The organism is Bradyrhizobium sp. KZN70725 (assembly GCF_055264925.1).
Genome location: NZ_JBUYWT010000173.1, coordinates 1 through 1,179, shown reverse-complemented (window position 1 = coordinate 1,179; position 1,179 = coordinate 1). Strand labels below are relative to the sequence as shown.

At 63.5% G+C, this 1,179-nt stretch carries 1 protein-coding gene; it reads left to right on the top strand.

Going from position 1 to position 1,179, the window contains the following annotated elements:
• Positions 1 to 1,146: IS5 family transposase (locus ACZBJS_RS42525; RefSeq protein ID WP_463440332.1), on the top strand; the 1,146-nt coding region annotated here is incomplete at its 5' end.
• Between the last annotated feature and the right edge of the window lie 33 nt (positions 1,147 to 1,179).

Genomic DNA, 1,179 nt, shown 5'->3' with positions numbered 1-1,179 from the left:
CTGTTCATTTTGAAGCACATGCACAACCTGTCAGATGAGGTGCTGTGCGCTCGCTGGATCGAGAACCCCTATTACCAATACTTCTGCGGCGAGCTGAGCTTCCGCCACCGTCTGCCGTTCGATCGATCGTCGATGACGCGCTGGCGGCAGCGGCTCGGCGAGGAGCAGCTCGTTGCGCTAATCCAGGAAAGTCTGTCGGTGGCGCACAAGACAGGCGCCCTCGGCCCGAAGGACCTGGAGCGCGTGGTGGTCGATACCACGGTGCAGCCCAAGGCGGTTGCGCATCCGACCGACGCGCGGCTCCTGCATCGAGCAATCATCAAGCTGGTCGGGCTCGCCAAGCGCAACCGTGTGCCGCTACGCCAGAGCTATCTGCGCCTGGCCAAGCGCGCCGCCATCATGACCGGCCGCTATACCCACGCCCACCAGTTCAAACGCGCCCGGCGGCAGCTCAAGTTCCTGCGGACACGGCTTGGCCGGATCATCCGCGACATCCGCCGCAAGATTGATGGCGATACGGTGCTGGAAGCTCGCTTCGGCCCGTTGCTCGGTTTAGCGCAGCAGGTGCGCAGCCAGGATCAGCATCAGCGCGGTCCGAAGGTCTATGCGTTACATGCTCCGGAGGTTGAGTGCATCGGCAAGGGTAAAGCCCGCGCGCCCTACGAGTTCGGCTGCAAGGTCAGCATCGCCACCCCTGTGACGTCTCCGAAGGGCGGCCAGTTCGTGCTCCATGCCAAGGCGCTGCATGGCAATCCCTTCGATGGGCACACGCTCGGTCCCGTAATCGCCGACATGGAGAAGCTCACCGGGGTGGAGGCTCGCGGTATCCACGTCGACAAAGGATATCGCGGTCACAACCACCCGCATCGGTTCAGGGTCTGGATCTCGGGTCAGGTCCGCCGCGTCACAGCTTCCATCCGTCGCGAGATGAAGCGTCGCGCGGCTGTCGAGCCCGTCATCGGCCACGTCAAGGCCGAGCACCGCATGGACAGAAATTATCTCAAGGGACGCCTCGGCGACCGCATCAACGCTGTTCTCGCCGCTGCCGGCTATAACTTCGGCCTGCTGCTGCGATGGCTCGCAGAGCTCTTGCGTGTCATCATCCGAGCCTTCTTCGAGACCGTCCCGGCTCGAAACACCGCTTAAGCCGGGCGCCGGCGCCAGTTCTTCACGAACGAC